We start from the raw sequence: 22,040 nt of genomic DNA on the forward strand, positions 1-22,040 counted from the left end.
CATTCCCGCGGTTTATCAGCACCATCACGTTGCCTGCATCGCAGACAAGCCGACGTCAGGTCAGAACTGCGAGGCTTCAACCCCGTGCAGCACCGGCGTGACCATCGGGGTGATGTTCGACCAGTCTTTAGTCTCGATATAGCCCAGCATCTGCGGGCCATGCGCGCCATCGTCCTGGATGAACAATGAAGCCCCGTAACCGAACGTTGTATCCGTTGGCACATGCATGTCCGCTTCCAGCGCGTCCATACATTCGCTGTGGGTCACCAGCACCAGGTTGCGGCCTGGAAGCTTGTGCTTGAGAGCGTCACGCAACATTGTGCCGCGGCAATTGAATAGCCAGTCCTGCGCCTCCACCGGGCGAATGAACATGGCATCGGCGGTTTGCCGGGCACGGGTCAGTTCACTGCTGTAAATATCGGCGTTCTTGAGCCCCAACTGTCTGAAATTGGCGCCCAGTTCCTGAACCACCACTTCGCCATGTACCGTGATTCCGTCGGCCAGCCCCAGGCATGGCGTCGTCGTGCGATCGCAACGTTCGCCATGGCGCACCAGAGCAATCACGTCACCTTTGGCCCAGCTTTGGGTCAGGGCCAGCACCTGGCCGGCATTTTTCGGCTGAGCCAGGTTGGGAGCCGGTACCGGTGACAGGAGGTGCCACGTGACCGCACCGGTCAGCACACTGGCCGCCACGATCACAAGAGTATTTCTATAACGCGCCAGCACACTGCGCAGCATTGCGCGAGTGGTTCCAGCCAGACGAAGACTTGAAATCACGGAAGAAGTATCCCCTACAACAGTCAATGGACGACATTGGCCGCCACGCTATAACGCGAATATGACAATGGGTCGATGCGCGCCTTTTTGTGGAAACAAGACTTGCACACAGCAGGCAACTACAAGCTGAACCAGAGTCTAAAAAACCCCGCGTCAGAGGCAGGTGAAACGAATGTGAAAAAAAGCGTAAAAGCGCCCTTATCCCCATGGTTAAAAGGGCCTTTGACCAAATATTCATTGTTATCAAGAAAACGTTTCAGCTCTGGGAAGTGCCGCCGATACAGCCCAACACAAGCATTCTGCTGGGCCAATAACTAAAACCCTCCAGCGAAATTCGATCCTGCGTGCACCGTTCCTGGAGAACTATTATGAATAGCTGGCTGAGTAACATCAGCGTCAACCTGAAACTGACCCTGGGCTTTGGCCTGGTACTGCTCCTCACTTGCGTCATGGCGATTTTTGACTGGCTGAGCCTGGACAAAATGGTTGATCGCAGTAACTGGATGAGCGATATCACACGGCTCAATACTGCGTTTACCAACCTGCGGGTCACGCGCTTGCAATACATGCTGACTGACGGCGACGAGACCGCCGCGCAAGCCGTGCAAACCAGTATCGACGCGTTTCAGGAACAGCAAAAAAAACTGATCAGCACCTTCCAGAGCGCGGAAAACCTCACGCTGCTCAAGGAACAGCAAGCCATCATCAGCGACTACGAGCGCGCACTGGTGACCATGCGCAAGGCGTATGTTGAATCTGCCGAATCGCGGACCATCATGGACCGCAATGCCAAACTGGCCCAGGAGGCCATCGCCACGCTGTTGAACAGCGCCCTGCAATTGCCTGCCGGCGATGAGTCTCGCTTTGCAATGTTCCAGACCGTGTCTGAAGTCCGTGAACAGTTCCTGCTCTCGCGCTATCAGGTGCGTGCTTATATTGCTTTACCGACTCCAGCCACCGAACTGGCCGCACGCCAGCAACTGGACCGGACCGTCGCCAGCCTTGAAAAGCTCAATCCTTATTTCGCCACGAGTGCCACACAAACCCTGAGCACCCTGACGCGGACCATGGAGCAGTACCAACAGGCACTGCAGCTGTACGCCAGCACCGACAACACCATCATCGACATGCGCAAGAAGATGACCGAGTACGGCAGCAGCGTTTTGAGCCGCAGCGATGAGCTGTACAAAATCCAGCTGCAACGCCGCGACATCGAAAGTGCCACAGCCAATAGCATGCAATTGATCACCACCTTGCTGGTACTGCTGTTCGGCATCGCCGCTGCCGTGATCATCACGCGCCAGATTACCCGCCCGCTGCGTGAAACCCTGGACGTGGTCGAGCGCATTGCCAGCGGCGACCTGAGCCACAACCTGCGGGTTACCCGCCGTGATGAACTGGGCGTGTTGCAACAAGGCATTGCGCGCATGGGCACCACCCTGCGGGACTTGATCGGCGGCATTCGCGATGGCGTTACTCAAATCGCCAGCGCTGCCGAAGAGCTGTCAGCCGTCACCGAGCAAACCAGCGCCGGGGTCAACAGCCAGAAGATCGAGACCGATCAGGTGGCCACTGCCATGCATGAAATGACTGCCACCGTGCAGGAAGTTGCACGCAATGCCGAGCAAGCCTCGCAAGCCGCCGCAGCCGCTGACGGCGAAGCCCGTGACGGCGACAAGGTGGTCAATCAGGCCATTGACCAGATCGAGCGCCTGGCAGTGGAAGTCGGCCGTTCGACCGAAGCCATGGCCGTGCTGCAACAGGAAAGCGACAAGATCGGCAGCGTCATGGACGTGATCAAGGCGGTTGCCGAGCAAACCAATTTGCTGGCCCTCAACGCCGCAATCGAAGCCGCACGTGCCGGCGACGCCGGGCGCGGTTTTGCCGTAGTGGCTGATGAAGTGCGCGGCCTGGCCCAGCGCACGCAGAAATCCACCGAAGAGATTCAGACCCTGGTAGCGGCCTTGCAAAGCGGCACCCAACATGTGGCCAGCGTCATGAATAACAGCCGCTCCCTGACTGACAGCAGCGTGACCCTGACCCGTCAGGCGGGGACTTCGTTGCAGGGTATTACCCGCACCGTGTCGAACATTCAGTCAATGAACCAGCAGATTGCCGCCGCCGCCGAGCAACAAAGCGCAGTGGCCGAAGAGATCAGCCGCAGCATCGTCAACGTGCGCGACGTCTCCGAGCAAACCGCCGCCGCCAGCGACGAGACCGCCAAGTCCAGCGTTGAACTGGCGCGCCTGGGCAATCAGCTGCAGGAGATGGTGAGCCACTTTAAAATCTGACCCTGAACGTGTAGCCAGCTCCCACAACGTGTAATTCACAACATCTTCACTGTGGGAGCCGGCTTGCCGGCGATAGCCACACCGCTATGTTTCCCGCCTGCCTGGTCGCCCGAATCGCTGGCAGCCAGCGCCCGCAAGGGCCATTGCCTCCCTCTCTATCGAGGCAGGAATACACCGGCTCGGTGACCGTTGGCCACGCCATTCTCATAACTCATCACACCGTTGACCCACACCCCGTCGATCCCTTGTGCAGCCTGTTGCGGAGCATTGAAGTCCGCTACGTCGCGCACAGTCTGGGGATCGAACAACACCAGATCCGCCCAGTTGCCTTCGCGTATCTCTCCCCTGCCCTCAAGACCAAAACGAGCCGCCGACAACCCGCTCATTTTGTGTACCGCCGTGTGCAGCGGGAACAATCCCAGATCACGACTGAAATGCCCGAGAACCCGTGGAAACGCCCCCCACAAACGCGGATGCGGAAACGGATCGTCAGGCAGGCCATCGGAGCCGATCATTGACAGCGGGTGCGCCAGAATCCTGCGCACGTCGCTTTCATCCATACCGTAATACACCGCGCCCGCCGGTTGCAGGCGCTGCGCAGCGGCCAGCAACGACACGCCCCACAGCCCTGCAATGTCCTGCAAGTCACGCCCGCCCATCTCGGGATGCGGTGTCGACCAGGTGATGGTGATCCGGAACGCGTCGGTCACCTGTTTGAGATCAAGGGTCGAAGAACTGGCGGCGTAGGGATAGCAGTCGCAACCCACCGCATGGGTTTTCGCTGCCTGTTCCAGGGCTGCCAGTAAGTGCGGGCTACGCCCCCAATTACCCGCACCCGCACATTTAAGGTGGGAAATAATCACCGGGACCCGGGCCTGGCGACCGATCAGAAACGCTTCGTCCATGGCCTCCAGTACCGGCTCGAACTCGCTGCGCAGATGGGTGGTGTACAGCGCACCGCAAGCCGTCAATTCTGCAGCCAGTTGCAACACCTCGTCGGTCTCGGCGTTAAACGCACTGGCGTACGCCAGCCCTGTGGATAACCCCAGCGCACCCGCCTCCAGGCTTTCGCGCAGTTGCTGACGCATACCGCGTATTTCGCTGACCGTGGCGGTGCGCTGCAAATCGTCCATGTGATTGCTGCGCAAAGCCGTATGGCCGATCAGCGCGCCAACATTCAGTGCGGGCCGCGCAGCCGTCACGGCGGCGCGGTAGTCACTGAAACGCGGGTAGACAAACGCGGCTTTGCTGCCCAGCAGGTTCATCGGGTCAGGCGGCTCATCACGCAAAGTCACCGGCGAAGCACTGATGCCGCAGTTGCCGACAATCACCGTGGTCACGCCCTGACTGAGCTTTGGCAGCATCTGCGGCTGACGGATCACCACCGTATCGTCATGGGTGTGTACATCAATAAAACCCGGTGCCAGTACCCGGCCCGCTGCGTCTATTTCCCGTGTGCCACGTGCATCGCCCAGCTCGCCAATACGCTCGATACGCCCGGCGCGTACCGCCACATCTGCGCTATAGGCTGGCACGTTGCTGCCATCGATTACCCGGGCATTGCGAATCACTGTGTCGTAGTGCATTTCAATCCCCCAATGGCAGGCAGTCGTCGCCGCCACGATAGTCATCCAGTGCCAGTTTGATCCGGCGCAAGCGCTCCTGATTGGCTTCAGGCATCGACAGCGCCAGCTCGGTGGAAAGTACGTCAATGGCCAGCATCATCCCGTAACGGGCCGCCGTGGGTTTGTAGATGAAGCTGGTTTCCACCCCTTGCAGCGCCAGCACCACATCGGCCAATTGCGCCAGAGGCGTATCGGGCCGGGTGATGGCGATCACTTTGGCGCCATAGTTGTGGGCCAGCCTGACCACATCGATCAACTCCGGGGTCAGGCCGGTCAGCGAGCACACAATCACCGCATGCTCCGGGCCCAGCGTGGCCGCCGTGATCCGCATCATCACCACGTCGCGACAGGACGCCACGGGATAGCCCAGGCGCACCAGACGCACCTGCAATTCATCGCTGTACACGCTGGAACTGCCGCCCATGCCGAACGCATGAATCATTTTCGCCTCGCCCAGCAACCTGACCGCATCGGCAAAATGCACGCCATTGAAGCCGGCCAGATGCTCGTGCAAGGTCGATTCGATATCACTCAGGATCTGGCGAAAAAAAGCCGACTGCTCAGGCATGCTGCCGGTATCGAGAAAACGCTTGCCCACCCCGCTGGCCTGCGCCAGCTGCAGACGCAAGTCTCGCAAATCGCGGCAGCCGACACTGCGGGCAAAGCGCGATAACGTGGCGCTGCTGACCTCGGCCCGCAGCGCCAGCTCGTCAAGGCTGGCGTTCGCGGCAAAAGCGATATCGCTGAGCATCAGCCGGGCAATTCGGGCCTCGGCGGCGCTGAAGGTGTCCTGACGAACCCGGATTTGATACAGGATGTCCATTTAAATCAGCTCTGAAAGGATCAGGGTAAAACCGAATGCGATGACTGAAATCAAGGTTTCCAGCACCGTCCAGGTTTTGAAGGTCTGCGCGACGGTCATATTGAAGTATTCCTTCACCAGCCAGAAGCCGCCGTCATTCACGTGGGAAAAAATCACCGAGCCTGCGCCCGTGGCCAGCACCAATAACTCCGGATGTGGATAACCCAGCCCCAGCGCCACGGGCGCCACAATCCCCGACGCCGTGGTCATGGCGACGGTGGCCGAGCCTGTGGCGATGCGCATCAGGGCTGCAAACACCCACCCCATGAACAGCGGCGACAACTGAAAGTCCTGGGCCAGGCCAACAATTTCGGTGGTCACCCCAGAGTCGATCAGAATCCGGTTCAGGCCGCCCCCGGCCCCCACTAGCAAGGTGATGCTGGCCGTAGGCGCCAGACACTCATTGGTGAATTTGAGGATCGATTCACGACTGAAGCCCTGGGCCAGCCCCAGGGTCCAGAAGCTGACAACGGTCGCGATCAGCAGAGCCATTACCGAGTTGCCGATAAATTGCAGAAACTGATTAAAACCGCTGCCCGGGGTCGAGATCAGGTTGGCCCAGCCGCCGACCAGCATCAGCAATACCGGCAGCAAAATCGTGCCCAGGGTAATGCTGCAACTGGGTAGCCGTGCGCGCGGTTCGCGATTGATGAACTGCTGTTCCAGCGGGTTAACGTCCGGCAACTGAATACGCGGCACGATGAATTTGGCAAATACCGGACCGGCGATGATCGCCGTGGGAACGCCGATCAGAATCGCGTACATCAGGGTTTGCCCGACCGACGCCTGATACGCCTGCACCGCCAGCATCGCAGCCGGGTGCGGCGGCACCAGTGCATGCACCACCGACAACCCGGCCACCATCGGCAAGCCGACCATCAGCACCGACACCCCGACCCGCCGGGCAACGGTAAAAGCGATTGGCACCAGCAGCACAAAACCGACTTCGAAAAACAGCGGCAGGCCCACCACAAAGGCGATGCAGACCATGGCCCAATGCGCGTTGCGCTCACCGAAACGATCAATCAGGGTACGTGCTACCTGCTCGGCGCCACCCGACTCTGCCATCATCTTGCCGAGCATCGTGCCCAGGGCCACCACCAGCGCAATATGCCCCAGGGTTTTGCCGACACCGCCCTCATAAGCCCCGATCACACTGCCCGCAGGCATGCCCGCCATCAGGCCCAGGCCGATGGCAACCAGGGTAATGACGATAAACGGATTGATCTTGTAGCGCGCAATCAGAACGATCAGCGCAATGATGGCAATGGCCGCATACAACAGCAGCCCGTAGCCCGAAGATGGCGTCATGCGATGTTCCCCCGGCAATAGTTCTTGAGTTGTCTTGAAACTCAAAAAGCATTACCAGGGCGATTTGACAATCTTTATGAAAATAACTTTCGCGCAGTGACATGTGCTGTCGCACACAGGCATGAGCGAACAGCACAAATGAAAATCACAGGGGCGAATTTTCATTGATCGGGACCGGGTCCGTAGGAGCGAGCTTGCTCGCGAGCTGTCGGAAAGGCTCGCGAGCAAGCTCGCTCCTACAGGGGGTGTAGTGGCTACCGCGGATAGTGTGGGCGCTGGCTTGCCAGCGATGCGGGCAACCCGTTATGCCGGATAGACATCGTCGCTGTCGTTCCTGGATTACTCGTGGTGTACCCGCGCGCGCTTGAGCAGTTTTTTGCTGCGCTCGGACAAATGCAGGACCCGCAGGTGCTTGTCCGCTTTTCTGTAACGCTCGCGCAGGGTGTCCAGCGCGGCAATCGCCGAGTAGTCGACAAAGCTCAGATGGCTGCAATCAAGGGTCACTTTGGCAGGGTCGCCGGCAGGGTCGAACTGTTTGAGAAAGGCCGCCGTCGAAGCAAAAAACAGCGTGCCGTGAACCCGGTACAGCTTGCTGCCGTCACTCTCAAGATACGTGTCGGCGTACAGCTGTCGCGCTTGCTGCCAGGCAAAATTGAGTGCCGCAATGATCACTCCGCACAGCACGGCGACGGCCAGATCGGTGAACACGGTAATCACCGTTACCGCGATGATCACCAGTACATCGTTGAGCGGCACCTTGTTCAAGACCCGTAATGAAGCCCAGGCAAAGGTCTGCTGCGAGACCACGAACATCACGCCAACCAGCGCGGCCAGCGGAATGCGCTCGATAAACGGCGACAGAAACAGTATGAACATCAGGATCATGAGCCCCGCCGTTACCCCGGACAATCGACCGCGCCCGCCGGAGCTGAGGTTAACCACGGTCTGGCCGATCATTGCGCAGCCGCCCATGCCGCCAAACACCCCTGACACCATGTTCGCGGCCCCCAAGGCCACGCACTCGCGGTCCGGGAAGCCACGGCTCTCGGTAATTTCATCGGTCAGGTTCAGGGTCAGCAGGGTTTCCAGCAGGCCGACCAGCGCCATCACGATGGCGTAGGGCGCGATGATGCGCAGGGTTTCAAGGCTCCACGGGATATCGGGCAGACTGAACGTCGGCAAGCCACCGGCAATGTGCGCCATGTCACCCAGGGTGCGGGTCGGCAACCCCAACAGCCAGACCGCCAGCCCCACCCCCAGGATTGCCACCAGGGCCGGCGGCGCGGCGCGGGTCACCCGGGGCAGCCAATAGACGATGGCCATGGTCAGCGCCACCAGCCCGATCATCAGGTACAACGGCGCGCCGGTCAGCCAGGTTGCACCATCCTTGAAATGATCCAGTTGGGCCATGGCAATGATGATCGCCAGGCCGTTGACGAAACCCAGCATCACCGAGTGCGGCACCATGCGCACCAGCTTGCCGAGCCTGAGCAGCCCGAACGCCAGCATGATCAGCCCGCCCAGCAGCACCGTGGCCAGCAGGTATTGCACGCCCTGTTGCACCACCAGCGCGACAATCACCACGGCCATGGAGCCGGCAGCGCCGGATACCATGCCCGGCCGTCCGCCGAAGAGCGCGGTAAGGGTGCAAATGATGAACGCCCCGTACAGCCCCATCAACGGATTGAGGTGGGCAACCAGGGCGAAAGCAATGCACTCGGGCAGCAGGGCGAACGACGTCGTGAGTCCGGCCAGGACATCAGCGCGCAGACGTGTGAGTTTCATGGCGTACCTAAAATTCGGGGCGGGGAAAGCGGAGGGAATATCGAGAAACGAATGGTAACAAATTGCGAAGAGGCGGGATAACCGTAGGAGCGAGCTTTTCAGCGCAGAGCTCGCGAGCAAGCTCGCTCCTACAGGTTTTTCAGGGCGTTCTTACTTCACAACCCTGCCAACCCCGCGACCACGGGGGTCAGAGGCGGTTTCCAGCTGAGTGCCGTTAACCCGGATCGCCTGAATATCGCCCATGTTCCAGCCCTGATCTTCCAGGGTGTAGCCCATGGTTTTCAGCTCGTCGGCCACGTTGCCGGTGAGTGGCGCGTAGGCGTCGTAGTAGATCGTGTCTTTAGGCAGCAACTGGTGATGCACGCGCTGCGCGGAAACGGCTTTTTCCAGCGCCAGGTTGTAGTCGTAGATATTGTTCAGCACCTGGAAGATCGAGGTGAAGATCCGCGAACCACCCGGCGTACCGAGCACCAGAGTGACCTGACCGTCGCGGGTCACCAGGCTTGGGCTCATCGACGACAGCATGCGCTTGCCCGGCTCGATGGCGTTGGCATTGCCGCCGACCACACCAAAGGCATTGGCAACCCCCGGCTTGGAGCTGAAGTCGTCCATTTCGTCGTTGAGCAGGAAGCCCGCACCTTTAACCACAACCCCGTTGCCGTAATCCCAGTTCAGGGTGTAGGTGTTGCTGACAGCGTTGCCTTGTTTATCGACGATGGAGAAGTGCGTGGTCTGATGCGGTTCCAGGCCTGGCTTGACGTTGGCCGTTGTCGAAATCGCTTGCGGGTTCACTTCTTTCGCCCGCTTGGCGATGTAGGCCGGGTCGGTCAATTCAGCCACCGGCATCTTGCCGAAATCCGGATCGCCGAGGTAATCGGCACGGTCGGCAAACACGCGCTTTTCAATTTCAGCCAACAGGTGGATGTAAGGTGCCGAGTTCAGCTCCACGCCTTTGAAGTCCGCCGCACGGTCTTCCTTGATGCCGATCAGTTGCGCCAGCGCGATACCGCCAGAGCTCGGCAGTGGTGCGGTGTACAAGGTGTTGCCGCGAAAATCGACCCGCATCGGCTCACGCCAGTTGACCTTGTAGTCATTGAGATCTTCTTTGGTGATCAGGCCTTTGTCCTGCTGCATTTGAGCGACCAGCAGGTCGGCAGTCTTGCCCTGGTAGAAGTCTTTGGCGCCCTGGTCGGCAATGCGCTCCAGGGTGGCGGCCAGCTCTGGCTGCTTGAAGGTCTCGCCAGGCTTCATGGTGCCGAAATAGTCGCTGAAATTGGTGGTGCCGTTAAACAGGGCCAGGGCATCTTCGCGGTATTGATATTGCTGACCGGCCACCTTGAAACCGTTTTTTGCATAACCCACGGCCGGGGTCAGCAGCTCGCTCCATGGCAATTTGCCAAAACGCTGATGCACCTCCCACAAGCCCATCACCGTACCCGGCACGCCAGCAGCGCGCGAGCCAACCAGGCTCAGGTTCTCGATGATTTCGCCCTTGTCATTGAGGTACATGTCGCGGCTGGCAGCCTTGGGCGCCGTTTCACGATAGTCGAGGAAGTAGGGTTTGCCATCGATAAACAGGGTCATGAAACCACCGCCACCAATGTTCCCGGCTTCGGGGTAAGTCACGGCCAGAGTGAACGCGGTAGCGACCGCTGCGTCGACGGCATTGCCGCCTTTTTTGAGAATTTGCGCCGCGACTTCAGCACCGTATTGATCCGGTGCCGCCACTGCCCCGCCTTCCAGCGTGACGGCAAACGCTGAAGAGCTGGCTGCGATGGCAGCCGTCAAGGCCAGGGTTTTGAACCATACAACACGCATTGGTACTTCCTTTTGTTTTTATAGAACGATGCCGAACCTTGTCTGATTTCAGTAACGTTTTCAAACAACAAAAGTAAATGTGCGGGCCGGTGCACAAACCGAAAACCAATCTGAAAACTGTAGGCGCGAGCACGCTTGCGCCTACAGGGTCAGCGATGCGCAATCAGGATCTGGGGTTACAGCATTTCGTTTTTGATCCACTCCACCACGCAGGTGCGTTTAGGTACCCAGCCCAGCAGTTCACGGGCATTTTTACCGCGTACGCGGCTGTTGGAGCCCAGGCCGTAGTTGGCCATTTCATAGCCCCATTCGGCTTCAGCTTCGGCCAGTGGCCAGTCGTGGGCTTCGCCCAGACCCAGCACCCGGGCGATGGCGTTGCTCATGTCGCGAAACGACGCTTCGCCGCTTTCAACAAAGTAGAACGTCCCGGCCGGGGTCTTTTCCAGCGCCAGCAGGTACAACGCCACAACGTCTTCGATATGCACGTTGGACCAGATGTTTTGTCCCAGCCCCACATGGCGCACGACTGCGCTTTTACGCGCCTGTTTGAGCAGGCGCGGCAGTTGCACGCTGTCGCGTTTTACACCCAGGCTGTGGCCGTAAATCAGGGTGTTGCAGATGACTGCCGAGCGCACATTGTCGTGAGCCGCCGCCAGCACCAGGGTGTCGATGGCAACCCGCGCCGCCTTGTCCACAGTCGGCTCGGGCAACTGGCCTTCGTAGTAAATGACCTCGCTGGCCTTGCCACCCGACGCGTCGCCAACAATGCTCGAACCGCTAGTGTGCAACAACACTTTGCCTGTGCCACGAAGGGCTTTGATCAAGGCTTCGACAGCGCCCCGATGGTCGCTGCTGGCCGCGTTGATCACGGCATCCGCCTGGCTGGCCTGTTGCGCGAGCAAGTCGCTGTCATCCAGAGAACCCAGCACCGGAGTGATGCCCAGGGCGAGCATTTCCTGCTCCTGATCCGTGCTGCGTACCAGGCCCGTGACCTGATGCCCGGCCTTGACCAGAGCAGTGGCAATTGAACCGCCGATAAAACCTGCTGCGCCGGTAACAAAAACTTTCATGGAATGACTCCCGCGTGAATAAGTGATGGACCCAGTATCGGAGAGTGAAGGCAGCAGAAAAACCCGCTGCGGGCCAATTCAGTCTTGCGCGCAGATCACGAGTCAGCGGGGAATTACCCCTTGAAGTACGGCACTGCATAGCTGGCGAGCTTGTCCTGGATGAAGTCCAGAAAGCACTGAATCCGCAGCGCCAGCTGCGAGTTACGGTAGTACACGGCGTTAATCGGCTGGCGGTAGCCGCTGTTGAACTCCTCGAGCACCACTTGCAGGCGCCCGGCCTTGACGTCTTCATGGGTCATGAAGTGCGACAGGCAGGCGATGCCCTGCCCTTGCAGCGCCAGGTGGCGCACCGTCTCGCCGCTGGAAGCGCTGATTTCGGGCTCGATGGCCCAGCGATCGCCCTGTGCATAACGCAACGGCCATTGGTTCAAACCGTCATTTTGGGTAAAGCCGATCAGGGTGTGACGGGCCAGATCTGCAACGCTGGCGGGTGCGCCGTGCCGGGCGATGTAGTCAGGGCTGGCGAGGATGCTCAAGGGGCTGCAGCCCAATGAACGGGCGTGCAAGGTGGAGTCGGCCAGGGTGCCGATACGGATCGCGATGTCGGTGCTTTGCTCCAGCAAGTCGATGATCAGATCGTTGCTGTTGAGCTCCAGCTGAATCTCGGGGTAAAGCGTTCGGAATTCGCTGACGTACGGCACGATGGCATGCAGCATGAACGGTGAGGCGGCATTGATCCGCAGGCGCCCGGACGGCGTGCGCTGGTGCGAACTCAAACGCTCTTCAAGTTCCTCCATTTGCGCCAGGATCAGCTTGGCCCGTTCAAAGAAAAACTTGCCTTCTTCGGTCAGGTCCATGCGCCGCGTGGTGCGGTTGATCAAGGTGGTTTCGAGCTTGGCCTCAAGCCGTGACAACGTACGACTCACGGCCGAAGGGGTTTGCCCGGCTTGTTCGGCAGCAGCGGAAATGGAGCCGCACTCAATCACCGAAACAAAAATTTGCAGCTCATCGGATCTGGCTTTCACAGATGTCCCTCATTGGTAACTGCCTGCAGCGTAGTCGCTGACTCGCGAAGCGAGGCTACGAGCCTTTGTTTCGCAAAGCGAGTCAGCGATTACGGTACTGCAGGCGTTACATGCCGAACACTTGTTTCAGGTGTTGCTCATAACGGGCGGCATCTTCTTGCGGTTGCGGACGTTTCATTACGTCGACACACAGGAAGGTCGGCAAGGCGGTCATGCCGAGGAACTCGTTGGCCTTGTGGAACGGGAAGTACACCGCGTCCACACCTTTGCCTTCAAAGAAGTCGGCCGGATCATCGAACGCTTGCTGCGGGGCGTTCCAGGTCAGCGACAACATGTATTTTTTGCCGTGAATCAAACCACCGCTGCCATAACGTTGCGAGGCGTCGGAACGGGTACGGCCGTCGCTGGCGTAGAGCTTGCCGTGACCTTCGGTGAAAACTTCGTCGATGTATTTTTTAACGATCCAGGGTGCGCCCATCCACCAGCCCGGCATTTGATAAATGATCACGTCGGCCCACAGGAATTTTTCGACTTCCTCGGCTATGTCGTAACCCTCATCGATGTGGGTCACTTTGACTTCGAAGCCTTGGCGATCGAAAAAGGCCAGTGCAGTGTCGTGCATGGTCAGGTTGTAGCGACCATCGGAATGTGCAAATTTTTTGGCACCATTAAGCAAGAGTATTTTTTTCATCATCAGCCTCATTCGGGATTAACCCTCAGCGCTGTTGAGCTGCCTTCGGGTGTTAAAGATTCAATACCTGGCAGGGTATCGATCACTGCCCCGGGGAAAAACCCGCAATCAAGCAAATCACCTTTGCCTAAGCAGCACGAATAACTGCCAGATTGTTGCTGAAAAACTTTAGCCACCGATCAGCAGGTGCACACCCAGCAGCGCCATACCGATAAAAAACACACGTTTGAACAATGTGGCGCTGATGCGCCGGCGCAACCATTGCCCCAGCCACATGCCGAGCATCGCGGGCAGCAGCGCCAGCAATGAAGCATTAAGCTCGCCGCCCCCCAGATTGCCGCGCCAGTAAAGACCGGCAGCCAGGGCCAATGTGGAGACGCTGAACGACAATCCCAAGGCCTGTACCAACTGGTTCTTGCTAAAGCCCAGGGCCTGCAGATACGGCACGGCCGGGATCACAAACACACCGGTGGCCGAGGTAATGATTCCGGTGATCAGCCCGCATGCTGGCCCCAACCAGTGTTCGGCGGCAGGCGCGACCCGCAGCACGGGTAGCAACAGGCCACTCAAGGCATACAGCAACAAAGCCGCACCCAAAGCCCGGACCACCCAACTGCCGCCATCGCTACTCAGCCAAAGCATGCCCAGGCCGGTGCCCAGAAAAATCCCCAGTTGCATGGGCCACAGGCGCTTTATGAGCCCGCGCAACTGCCCGCCCGCAACCAGTTGCCAGGTGTTGGTAACTATCGAGGGAATGATCAGCAACGCCGCAGCCTGCGCCGGAGCAATAGCCAGGCCCAGCAAGCCCATTGCCACCGTGGGCAAGCCGAGGCCAATCACGCCCTTGACCGTGCCAGCCAGTAAAAATGTGACCAGCACCAGCAGCGACACAAGCAAGCCTAGATGTTGGTAGAACTCGATCAGGGTTTTCATGGGCCTATGCTGGGCCAAGGTACCGGGCTTGAAAATGCGCCATATACTGAGCCAGCCTCTTGCACAGCAAGAGGCATATCTATCAATGCAGCGCGCCAGCAAGACCGGGGGGCTGAATCGCGGGCAAGCCCGCCCCCAAGGTGTGTGACAGGGAGGCTTATGCATTTCGATTTGGTGGATTTACGGCTGTACCTCAATTGCCTGCAGACCGGCAGCATCACCGCCGGCGCCGCTCTCAGCCATTTGTCGCTGGCCGCCGCCAGTGCGCGGATCAGGGCTATGGAGGCGGCGCTGGGGGTCGAATTCCTGCAGCGCAGTCGACGCGGGGTCAGCCCGACGCCCGCAGGACAGGCGCTGGCCCAACATGCCCGGCTGTTGCTGCAACAGGTGGAGCGCATGAACCACGATCTGGCCGAGTACGCTCAAGGCTTTAAAGGTCAGGTACGCCTGCTCTGCAATACCGCGGCACTGACCGAATACCTGCCCGAGTTGCTGGCCGATTTTGTACGCCTGCATCCCAACATCAGCGTCGACCAGCAGGAATTGACCAGCCTGCGTATCACCCACGCCCTGCGCCAGGACGCCGCCGATATCGGCGTCATTTCCAATGCGGTGGATACCCGGGGTCTGCAAACCCGGGCGTTTCGCGATGATCCGCTGGTGCTGGCGATACCGCTGGAGCACCCGCTGATCCGCATTCCGGCGCTCAGATTCGGCGACACCCTGAGCCACCCCTATGTCGGGCTTTCAGCCTGCAGCGCACTGGCGGTTTACCTGGAAGAACAGGCGTTGCACTGCGGTCTTCGCATGCAGGTCCGAATCCGTGCCGAAGGTTTTGACGGCGTGTTGCGCATGGTCGCCCGGGGCGCCGGGCTGGGCATCGTGCCCAAAGCCACCATCGAACGCTGGCAAGCACCGCGCACGTTTAAGGTGGTGAGCCTGAATGAGCCGTGGGCAGACCGCAAACTGCTGCTGTGCGCCCGTTCCTTTGAACAGTTGCCAAGCTATGCCAGAACCCTGCTTGAGGCGCTTTCGGCCAATTGCTGTTAAGAATTGTCTTAGAGTCGTTTACGCCTGTATGCCTGAATTTTTACCAAGAGTAATATCCGCGTCTTGCTGAACCGACGTGGCGCCCGGCGCCCCGTTGATTTGATCAACATTGAGAATAACCACCCACAAGGCACCCGATGGCTGACGCTAATTCCCCTCCGGTCACACTCAAACGCGGTTTGAAAAATCGCCATATCCAGCTGATTGCCTTGGGCGGCGCTATCGGTACGGGGCTGTTTCTGGGCTCGGCCGGCGTGCTCAAGTCGGCAGGCCCGTCGATGATTCTCGGTTATGCGATTGCCGGTTTTATCGCGTTTCTGATCATGCGCCAGCTCGGCGAGATGATTGTCGAAGAGCCCGTCGCTGGCTCGTTCAGCCACTTTGCCCATAAATACTGGGGCGGCTATGCAGGGTTCTTGTCGGGCTGGAACTATTGGGTGCTGTACGTGCTGGTGGGCATGGCCGAGCTGACTGCGGTCGGCAAATACATCCAGTTCTGGTGGCCCGAGGTGCCGACCTGGATCAGTGCCGTCGTGTTCTTTGTGCTGGTCAACCTGATCAACACCCTGAACGTGAAGGTCTTCGGCGAGATGGAATTCTGGTTCGCGATCATCAAGGTGGTGGCGATTGTCGGCATGATCGTGCTCGGTTGCTACCTGCTGATCAGCGGCACCGGCGGCTCCCAGGCGTCGTTTAGCAACCTGTGGAGCCACGGTGGATTCTTCCCCAATGGCGGCACCGGCCTGCTGATGGCAATGGCCTTTATCATGTTCTCCTTCGGTGGCCTGGAGCTGGTGGGCATCACCGCCGCCGAGGCCAGTGAACCGAAAAAAGTGATCCCCAAGGCCATCAACCAGGTGGTGTACCGGATTCTGATTTTCTACGTCGGCGCACTGACGGTCCTGTTGGCGCTGTACCCGTGGGACCAGTTGCTGGTGACGCTGGGCGCTGGAGGCGATGCGTACGGCAGCAGCCCGTTTGTGCAGATTTTTGCATTGATCGGCAGCAATACCGCAGCCCAGATCCTCAACTTTGTGGTGCTGACAGCCGCGCTGTCGGTCTACAACAGCGGCGTTTACTGCAACAGCCGCATGCTCTTCGGCCTGGCTGAACAGGGCGATGCACCCAAGGCGCTGATGAAGCTGACCAAAAACGGTGTGCCATTGCGGGCACTGGGGGTGTCGGCACTGGTGACCTTGCTGTGCGTGGTGGTCAACTACGTGGCGCCGCACAAGGCACTGGAGTTGCTGTTCGCACTGGTGGTCGCCTCGTTGATGATCAACTGGGCGCTGATCAGCCTCACCCATATCAAGTTCCGCAAGGCCATGGCGGTACAGGGTGTGAAGCCTTCGTTCAAAGCGTTCTGGTTCCCGTTCAGCAACATCCTGTGCCTGGTGTTCATGGCCACCATCGTCTCGGTGATCTGGATGATCCCCGATGTACGCGCTTCGGTGTACGCGATCCCGGTGTGGCTGCTGATCCTTTACGGGTTCTATCGGGTGCGCCTGCGTACTGGCAAAGCATTGGCAAACCCGCGCTGATCTGACCCACAAAAGCCCCGGTCCTTGTATCAAGTGCCGGGGCTTTTGCGTATCCGGGGGCTGCGTAATCGAGTCACTGGGGGTCGGAACCAGGCATCTGCCACAACCCGGTGCCGGTTAGGGTGAGGTTTGTACCTTGTCCATCACCGGAGTTCTTATGTCTGCGCCAATTACCGTGCTTCGCGATACCCATCCCCTGCCCGTGCTTGATGCCTGCAAATGGGAAAAGCTTGAAGGCGACCCGCACACCGTGAACCTCAACGCGTACACCAGCGAAGACGGCAGCAAGATCATGGGCACGTGGATTTGCACGCCCGGCAAGTGGTACGTGGAATACGTGAAGTGGGAATACTGCGACTTCCGTGAGGGCTACTGCATCATTACCCCTGAGGGCAAAGAACCGATCCATCTGCGGGCCGGGGACATCTTTGTGGTGGAGCCGGGTATGAAAGGCACATGGGAAGTGGTTGAAACGGTGCGCAAGTATTTTGTCTTTGCCTGACTGACACCCCGCAAAAAACCGGGAGTCCGCCCGACGCGGACTCCCGCAAATGCCCTATTCGGGCTTGCGATAGCTGTTAATGATGGCCGAGAAGTCCTTGCCGCCTTCTCCGCGCAAACTCATGGCCTGATACAACTGTTGCGCCACGGCCCCCATGACTACGGGCTGATGCGCCTGACGTGCAGCTTCGGTGGCCAGCCCCAGATCCTTGAGCATCAGTTCGGCACCAAAGCCTCCGGTGTAGCCGCGCGAAGCAGGTGCGGTTGCCACAATGCCCGGCCACGGGTTGTAGACTTCGGAACTCCAGCAGCGGCCGGTGGAACTGTTGATCACGCCTGCCAGCACTTCACTGTCGATGCCCAGTGCCGCGCCCAAAGCCATGGCTTCACTGACACCGACCATGGAGATGCCAAGCAGCAGGTTGTTGCAGATTTTAGCCACTTGGCCGGTGCCCACATCCCCGCAATGGACTATGTTGCGGCCCATTTGCGAAAGGACCGGGTGCAGCGTATCGAACAGAGCCTGAGTGGCGCCGACCATAAAGGTCAGGGTGCCCGCTTGCGCCCCGCCGGTGCCGCCGGACACCGGGGCATCGGCCATTTGCACGCCTTGTCTGGCCGCTGCGCCAGCCACATCGCGGGCGGTTTGCGGGTCAATGGTGCTGCAATCCACCGCCGGCACACCTTCGCCGATACCGGCCAGCACCCCGTCCTCACCCAGCCACACACTGCGCACATGGGCGGCGGCCGGCAACATGGTAATCACCAGTTCTGTACCTTTTGCCGCCTCGCGGGGCGAAGCGCTAATGTGGCCGCCCAGAGCTGAAAGCTCAGCCAGGATGTCCTTGTTCAGATCAAACAGGTTCAACGAATGCCCGGCCTTGAGCAGGTTGCGCGCCATCGGTGCGCCCATGTTGCCCAGGCCGATAAATGCAATGTTCATGGTCTGTGCCCTTAACGAAGATTGATGGTGGTGTTGACGCCATCATTCACGCTGTCGTCGTCGAACCAGCGACTGGTGACGGTCTTGGTCTGAGTATAGAACTGCACGACTTGCTTGCCGTACGGACCCAGATCGCCAAGTTTGGAGCCGCGCGAACCGGTGAAGCTGAAGAACGGGACCGGTACCGGGATCGGAATGTTGATGCCGACCTGGCCCACATCAATTTCGTTCTGGAATTTTCGCGCCGCCGCACCGCTTTGGGTAAACAGGCCGGTGCCATTGCCGAACGGGTTGGCGTTGACCAGCGCAATGGCCTGGTCGAGGGTGTCGACTTCAATCACCACCAGTACCGGGCCGAAGATTTCCTGGGTGTATATCTGCATGTCGGTGGTGACACCCGAGAACAGGGTCGGGCCCACGAAGTTGCCTTGCTCGAAACCCGGCACCTTGATGTTGCGACCATCGAGTTCCAGCACCGCGCCTTCTTTGATCCCGCTTTCAATCAGCCCCAGCACGCGCTCTTTGGCACGCTTGGAAATGACCGGGCCGACATCAGTGCCCGCCTCGCTGCCCGCATTGACCTTGAGCTTTTGCGCCAGTGCCTTGAGGTCCGGCAGCCATTGTTTGGCCGCGCCCACCAGCACCACCACCGAGGTGGCCATGCAGCGTTGGCCGGCAGCACCGAAACCGGCGCCGACCAGCGCGTTCAGGGTTTGCTGGCGATTGGCGTCGGGCAGCACCACCGCGTGGTTTTTGGCGCCCATCATGGATTGCACGCGCTTGCCGTGGCGGCCTGCCAGGTCATATACGTGGGTGCCCACGGCGGTTGAACCGACGAACGACACCGCCTTGATATCGGTGTGGGTGCAGAGCGCGTCCACCACGTCCTTACCGCCATGGACCACGTTGAGCACACCCGGCGGAACCCCGGCCTCAAGGGCCAGTTCGACCAGCATCAGGGTCGACAGCGGGTCTTGCTCGGAAGGTTTGAGTACGAAGGTGTTACCGCAGGCAATGGCCATCGGGAACATCCACAGCGGGATCATTGCCGGGAAGTTGAAAGGCGTAATGCCTGCACAGACGCCGATAGGTTGACGCAAGGTGTAGGTATCCACCCCGCTCGCAACGTTTTCCGCGAACTCGCCCATCTGCAGGGTGCCGATAGAGCACGCGTGCTCGACAACTTCCAGGCCACGGAAAATATCGCCTTCTGCGTCGGCAATGGTTTTGCCCTGCTCGGCACTGAGAACGGTGGCGATGCGCTTTGAGTGTTCACGAATCAGCGCCTGCAACTTGAGCATGATGCGCATCCGCGCGCCGATCGGCGTCAGCTTCCAGGTCTGGAAGGCGCGTTGCGCAGCAGCAATGGCGGCGTTGACTTCATCGGGGGTGGCGAAAGGGACTTTGGCCAGTACCTGCTGAGTTGCCGGGTTGACGATGTCGTGCCACTCGGTGGTCTGTGACTCGATCCATTCGCCATCAATCAGCAGTCGGGCATTTTGGTACGGGGTCGTAGAAACGTTCATGGAAGTCTCCGAAATTATTTTTATGTCCGATTACGCCAATCTGTAGGAGCGAGCTTGCTCGCGAGCAAGCTCGCTCCTACAGATTAAGTGGTGCACCGGTGCGCCCGGATTGGTCGCAGGGCTGTTTTTGGAGTATAGGTGTGCGTTCTTCTAATAAGAACGCACATAAAAGCCGGTCTAACATGCAAAAAAACATCACATCGTTAAGTGCACTGAACTGGGACGACCTGAAGTTTTTCCTCGAGGTAGCCCGCACCCGCAAGGCCAGTAGCGCCGCCAAGCGCCTGGCGGTCGACTACACCACCGTGTCACGGCGCATCAGCTCGCTGGAGGCCGCACTCGGTACCTTGCTGTTCGAAAAATCACGTACCAATGGCTTCACCCTGACCCCTGAGGGCCAGCGTTTGCTGGGCTATGCCGAGTCCATCGAGAGTACGTTGCATATGGCCTGCGAGCAGGTTTCGGGCTCGGGCGTGGCGCTGTCGGGGCATGTGCGGATGGGGTGTACGGAGGGTTTCGGGAGCTTTTTTATTACCCCTCAGCTGAGCCACTTTGTAGATGCGTACCCGGCCATATCGGTGGACATCCTGCCGCTACCGCACTTCATCAGCCTGTCCAAGCGCGAAGCGGACATCGTGATAGCCCTGGAGCGCCCGGAACACGGGCCGTACGTGTGCTGTAAGCTCTGTGACTACCGGCTGCAGCTATTTGCCACCCAGGAATACCTGGACCAGCACCCGCCGATTCACCGGGCGGCCGACCTGGTGGATCACCCGTTTATCAGTTACGTCGACGATCTGGCGTTCAGCTCAGAGTTGCTGTACCTGGCCAATGTGCTGCCCGGCGCCAGCGCCAATCTGCGCAGCACCAGCGTGATCGCGCAGTTCGTAGCGGCGCAACAAGGTCGCGCGCTGGCAATCCTGCCGTGCTTTTTAGCGGCTCAAGACCCGCGTTTGCTGCCGGTATTGCCGGACGAGATCAACCTGACACGCCAGTTCTGGATGTACTGCCGCGAGGATCTCAGGAAGTTGAAACGCATCACTTTGCTGTGGGATTACATCCGTGAAGTGACGGAGCTGAATGCGTCACTGTTGCTGGGGGAAACTCAAAAGATGCGCTTTGCCGACTGACTGCTACTCAGCATTCAAACAGTCGCAGCATGTCGACCGCAGAAGTGGCTTGGCAATTTAAAGCAGTGACGGGCATCCGTTGCTGCACCGGTACTAATGGCAGTAATGACTTGCTGAATGTTTACCAAGGTTACAGTCACAAAAAGACGCACAAGCGCTGATTAACCAGCCCTGCTTTTCGGATAAATCCCATATCTCCAATCCACTACCCCCTCCTACTCTTCGCGTCCGGCCAAATTCCACCTGCCAGCCTCCGACCATCGATGAGCCGAGGAGCCATGGCGTCAATGACCAAGAGTGTTCCAGCCTATGTGCAAAACAAGCGAGCCATCCCCTGTGCCCACCATCAATCATCGCCGCAATTTCCTCCGGCTGGCCGGGGGCGGTGCCGGCGCGCTGATGCTGGCCGGCGTGCTGCCCGCGCAACTGGCGCAAGCGGCCAGCGACGGCCCTCTCCCTAAACCGCAGAACAAACTTGACCCGCAACAGGCATTGACCCGCCTGATGGCAGGTAACGCCCGTTACGCTAATGGCGTGACCCGACGCCATGACTTCCTGACAGAGCGTGAAGCGCTGGTCAACGGCCAAAATCCTTATGCAGCCGTACTGGGTTGCGCCGATTCGAGAATCGCTCCGGAGTATGCATTCGACACCGCTCGAGGCGACCTTTTCGCGGTGCGAGTAGCTGGCAACTTCGTGACTTCCGATGGCCTGGCAAGCCTTGAGTACGCCGTGGCAGTACTGGAAACACCCTTGATCCTGGTGCTGGGCCACGACAGTTGCGGGGCTGTCTCTGCCGGCGTCAAGGCACAAAAAGATGGCGCGAAGTTTCCTGGGCATATTCAAGGCCTGGCGGATGCCATCAAGCCATCGGTCGCAAAGGTCTTAACCATGCCCGGAGTGCTGCTGGACAACTCTATCGCGCAAAACGTCAAAGACACGGTGGCCCGCCTCAAGAGCGAATCAAGCCTGCTGGCCGACGCGCTGGCCAAGGGCAAGCTGGCCATCGTGGGTGGCATCTACAAACTCGACAGTGGCAAAGTCGAGTTGATCGCCTAGACCCTGAACATGTCCCCGGGCTGCAGCCTTTGCGTGCTTTACGCAGGCGACCAGCGCGGGACATGCACCCCGGTGTTAGAAAACGCTACTGGCTTCTAATGA

18 protein-coding genes and 1 pseudogene are annotated in these 22,040 nt (G+C 59.3%); 7 read left to right on the forward strand and 12 right to left on the reverse strand.

The window, feature by feature from the left end:
• Positions 1 to 60 precede the first annotated feature (60 nt).
• On the reverse strand, positions 61 to 738 hold the full coding sequence (gene pmrG / locus AOC04_RS17225) for a lipopolysaccharide core heptose(II)-phosphate phosphatase PmrG (protein ID WP_060695471.1): 678 nt from the start codon (positions 736 to 738) through the stop codon (positions 61 to 63).
• A 542-nt stretch (positions 739 to 1,280) separates the two neighbouring features.
• On the opposite strand from pmrG, the pseudogene AOC04_RS24510 reads away from it, so the two are divergent.
• Together AOC04_RS24510 and AOC04_RS24515 are read left to right on the forward strand one after the other, a co-directional pair.
• A pseudogene (locus AOC04_RS24510) lies at positions 1,281 to 2,165 on the forward strand (methyl-accepting chemotaxis protein); the annotation flags it as partial.
• Between the two features lie 198 nt (positions 2,166 to 2,363).
• Complete coding sequence (locus AOC04_RS24515) at positions 2,364 to 3,068, forward strand: methyl-accepting chemotaxis protein (protein WP_397457312.1); 705 nt, start codon at positions 2,364 to 2,366, stop codon at positions 3,066 to 3,068.
• A gap of 155 nt (positions 3,069 to 3,223) precedes the next feature.
• On the opposite strand, the gene AOC04_RS17235 is transcribed toward AOC04_RS24515, so the two are convergent.
• The 9 genes from AOC04_RS17235 to AOC04_RS17275 all read right to left on the reverse strand — a co-directional run bounded on the left by AOC04_RS17235 (position 3,224) and on the right by AOC04_RS17275 (position 14,188).
• Positions 3,224 to 4,654 (reverse strand): N-acyl-D-amino-acid deacylase family protein, encoded by a 1,431-nt coding sequence (locus AOC04_RS17235; protein WP_060695475.1) that lies wholly within the window; start codon positions 4,652 to 4,654, stop codon positions 3,224 to 3,226.
• A gap of 1 nt (position 4,655) precedes the next feature.
• Positions 4,656 to 5,516, reverse strand: a complete 861-nt coding sequence (locus AOC04_RS17240) for a MurR/RpiR family transcriptional regulator (protein WP_060695477.1) — start codon at positions 5,514 to 5,516, stop codon at positions 4,656 to 4,658.
• Positions 5,517 to 6,866, reverse strand: coding sequence for a GntT/GntP/DsdX family permease (locus AOC04_RS17245; RefSeq protein WP_060695479.1), 1,350 nt, complete (start codon positions 6,864 to 6,866; stop codon positions 5,517 to 5,519).
• Positions 6,867 to 7,205: 339 nt separating this feature from the next.
• Complete coding sequence (locus tag AOC04_RS17250) at positions 7,206 to 8,651, reverse strand: SulP family inorganic anion transporter (protein ID WP_060695480.1); 1,446 nt, start codon at positions 8,649 to 8,651, stop codon at positions 7,206 to 7,208.
• A gap of 150 nt (positions 8,652 to 8,801) precedes the next feature.
• Positions 8,802 to 10,469 (reverse strand): gamma-glutamyltransferase, encoded by a 1,668-nt coding sequence (gene ggt, locus AOC04_RS17255; RefSeq protein WP_060695482.1) that lies wholly within the window; start codon positions 10,467 to 10,469, stop codon positions 8,802 to 8,804.
• Between the two features lie 176 nt (positions 10,470 to 10,645).
• A complete protein-coding gene (locus AOC04_RS17260) occupies positions 10,646 to 11,539 on the reverse strand; it encodes an NAD-dependent epimerase/dehydratase family protein (protein ID WP_060695484.1) in 894 nt (297 codons plus the stop codon).
• A gap of 113 nt (positions 11,540 to 11,652) precedes the next feature.
• Positions 11,653 to 12,564, reverse strand: coding sequence for a LysR family transcriptional regulator (locus tag AOC04_RS17265; RefSeq protein ID WP_060695486.1), 912 nt, complete (start codon positions 12,562 to 12,564; stop codon positions 11,653 to 11,655).
• 106 nt (positions 12,565 to 12,670) lie between these two features.
• Positions 12,671 to 13,255, reverse strand: a complete 585-nt coding sequence (gene mdaB, locus AOC04_RS17270) for an NADPH:quinone oxidoreductase MdaB (RefSeq protein WP_060695488.1) — start codon at positions 13,253 to 13,255, stop codon at positions 12,671 to 12,673.
• Between the two features lie 168 nt (positions 13,256 to 13,423).
• Entirely contained in the window at positions 13,424 to 14,188 is a 765-nt protein-coding gene (locus tag AOC04_RS17275) for a sulfite exporter TauE/SafE family protein (protein WP_060695491.1), read from the reverse strand.
• A 159-nt stretch (positions 14,189 to 14,347) separates the two neighbouring features.
• Between AOC04_RS17275 and AOC04_RS17280 the strand changes: the two genes are divergently transcribed.
• The 3 genes from AOC04_RS17280 (at position 14,348) to AOC04_RS17290 (ending at position 17,281) form a co-directional block, all read left to right on the forward strand.
• Complete coding sequence (locus AOC04_RS17280; protein ID WP_060695493.1) at positions 14,348 to 15,238, forward strand: LysR family transcriptional regulator; 891 nt, start codon at positions 14,348 to 14,350, stop codon at positions 15,236 to 15,238.
• 137 nt (positions 15,239 to 15,375) lie between these two features.
• The gene (locus AOC04_RS17285) at positions 15,376 to 16,779 is read left to right on the forward strand and encodes an amino acid permease (RefSeq protein WP_060695496.1); all 1,404 of its coding nucleotides are present in this window, start codon (positions 15,376 to 15,378) and stop codon (positions 16,777 to 16,779) included.
• Positions 16,780 to 16,936: 157 nt separating this feature from the next.
• Positions 16,937 to 17,281 carry a cupin domain-containing protein gene (locus tag AOC04_RS17290; protein ID WP_016783536.1) on the forward strand — a complete coding sequence of 115 codons (345 nt, stop codon included), beginning with the start codon at positions 16,937 to 16,939 and terminating at the stop codon, positions 17,279 to 17,281.
• A 54-nt stretch (positions 17,282 to 17,335) separates the two neighbouring features.
• On the opposite strand, the gene mmsB is transcribed toward AOC04_RS17290, so the two are convergent.
• Together mmsB and AOC04_RS17300 are read right to left on the reverse strand one after the other, a co-directional pair.
• A complete protein-coding gene (mmsB, locus tag AOC04_RS17295) occupies positions 17,336 to 18,223 on the reverse strand; it encodes a 3-hydroxyisobutyrate dehydrogenase (protein ID WP_060695498.1) in 888 nt (295 codons plus the stop codon).
• 11 nt (positions 18,224 to 18,234) lie between these two features.
• Positions 18,235 to 19,749, reverse strand: coding sequence for a CoA-acylating methylmalonate-semialdehyde dehydrogenase (locus AOC04_RS17300; protein ID WP_060695501.1), 1,515 nt, complete (start codon positions 19,747 to 19,749; stop codon positions 18,235 to 18,237).
• A 182-nt stretch (positions 19,750 to 19,931) separates the two neighbouring features.
• Here AOC04_RS17300 and AOC04_RS17305 point away from each other — a divergent pair, with 182 nt between their 5' ends.
• Both AOC04_RS17305 and AOC04_RS17310 read left to right on the forward strand, forming a co-directional pair.
• Positions 19,932 to 20,879: a LysR family transcriptional regulator gene (locus AOC04_RS17305; RefSeq protein ID WP_060695504.1), complete on the forward strand. Its 948-nt coding sequence runs from the start codon at positions 19,932 to 19,934 to the stop codon at positions 20,877 to 20,879.
• 309 nt (positions 20,880 to 21,188) lie between these two features.
• The gene (locus AOC04_RS17310) at positions 21,189 to 21,938 is read left to right on the forward strand and encodes a carbonic anhydrase (RefSeq protein WP_060695506.1); all 750 of its coding nucleotides are present in this window, start codon (positions 21,189 to 21,191) and stop codon (positions 21,936 to 21,938) included.
• The last annotated feature ends 102 nt before the right edge of the window (positions 21,939 to 22,040 follow it).

The sequence above is a fragment of the Pseudomonas versuta genome, assembly GCF_001294575.1.
Classification (GTDB): domain Bacteria; phylum Pseudomonadota; class Gammaproteobacteria; order Pseudomonadales; family Pseudomonadaceae; genus Aquipseudomonas; species Aquipseudomonas versuta.

Excerpts from the sequence above, each read along its gene's own strand:
- pmrG (WP_060695471.1), bottom strand. The coding sequence starts at position 738 with ATGCTGCGCAGTGTGCTGGCGCGTTATAGAAATACTCTTGTGATCGTG.
- AOC04_RS24515 (WP_397457312.1), top strand. The coding sequence starts at position 2,364 with ATGACTGCCACCGTGCAGGAAGTTGCACGCAATGCCGAGCAAGCCTCG.
- AOC04_RS17235 (WP_060695475.1), bottom strand. The coding sequence starts at position 4,654 with ATGCACTACGACACAGTGATTCGCAATGCCCGGGTAATCGATGGCAGC.
- AOC04_RS17240 (WP_060695477.1), bottom strand. The coding sequence starts at position 5,516 with ATGGACATCCTGTATCAAATCCGGGTTCGTCAGGACACCTTCAGCGCC.
- AOC04_RS17245 (WP_060695479.1), bottom strand. The coding sequence starts at position 6,866 with ATGACGCCATCTTCGGGCTACGGGCTGCTGTTGTATGCGGCCATTGCC.
- AOC04_RS17250 (WP_060695480.1), bottom strand. The coding sequence starts at position 8,651 with ATGAAACTCACACGTCTGCGCGCTGATGTCCTGGCCGGACTCACGACG.
- ggt (WP_060695482.1), bottom strand. The coding sequence starts at position 10,469 with ATGCGTGTTGTATGGTTCAAAACCCTGGCCTTGACGGCTGCCATCGCA.
- AOC04_RS17260 (WP_060695484.1), bottom strand. The coding sequence starts at position 11,539 with ATGAAAGTTTTTGTTACCGGCGCAGCAGGTTTTATCGGCGGTTCAATT.
- mdaB (WP_060695488.1), bottom strand. The coding sequence starts at position 13,255 with ATGAAAAAAATACTCTTGCTTAATGGTGCCAAAAAATTTGCACATTCC.
- AOC04_RS17275 (WP_060695491.1), bottom strand. The coding sequence starts at position 14,188 with ATGAAAACCCTGATCGAGTTCTACCAACATCTAGGCTTGCTTGTGTCG.
- AOC04_RS17280 (WP_060695493.1), top strand. The coding sequence starts at position 14,348 with ATGCATTTCGATTTGGTGGATTTACGGCTGTACCTCAATTGCCTGCAG.
- AOC04_RS17285 (WP_060695496.1), top strand. The coding sequence starts at position 15,376 with ATGGCTGACGCTAATTCCCCTCCGGTCACACTCAAACGCGGTTTGAAA.
- AOC04_RS17290 (WP_016783536.1), top strand. The coding sequence starts at position 16,937 with ATGTCTGCGCCAATTACCGTGCTTCGCGATACCCATCCCCTGCCCGTG.
- mmsB (WP_060695498.1), bottom strand. The coding sequence starts at position 18,223 with ATGAACATTGCATTTATCGGCCTGGGCAACATGGGCGCACCGATGGCG.
- AOC04_RS17300 (WP_060695501.1), bottom strand. The coding sequence starts at position 19,749 with ATGAACGTTTCTACGACCCCGTACCAAAATGCCCGACTGCTGATTGAT.
- AOC04_RS17305 (WP_060695504.1), top strand. The coding sequence starts at position 19,932 with ATGCAAAAAAACATCACATCGTTAAGTGCACTGAACTGGGACGACCTG.
- AOC04_RS17310 (WP_060695506.1), top strand. The coding sequence starts at position 21,189 with ATGTGCAAAACAAGCGAGCCATCCCCTGTGCCCACCATCAATCATCGC.